Origin of the sequence: Pseudoalteromonas sp. P1-26 (genome assembly GCF_001401795.1) — a bacterium.
Classification (GTDB): domain Bacteria; phylum Pseudomonadota; class Gammaproteobacteria; order Enterobacterales; family Alteromonadaceae; genus Pseudoalteromonas.
The window spans coordinates 1-231 of record NZ_LKDX01000195.1; the positions used below are offsets into that span (position 1 = coordinate 1).

1 tRNA gene is annotated in these 231 nt (G+C 49.4%); it reads right to left on the reverse strand.

What is annotated here, in order from left to right:
• A tRNA-Ser gene (locus AN394_RS21465) sits at window positions 1-89 on the reverse strand.
• Window positions 90-231 lie beyond the last annotated feature (142 nt).

The following is a 231-nucleotide window of genomic DNA, read 5'->3' on the forward strand; positions in this document are numbered from 1 at the left end:
GGAGAAGGAGGGATTCGAACCCTCGATAGAGCTACAAACCCTATACTCCCTTAGCAGGGGAGCGCCTTCGGCCACTCGGCCACCTCTCCAGCGCATAATTCTGATTGTAATTTGCTGAAATTAATCAACAAATAAAAATAAGTGGTGGAGAGATAGGGATTTGAACCCTAGAGGGGCTACAAACCCCTGCCGGTTTTCAAGACCGGTGCATTCGACCACTCTGCCATCTCT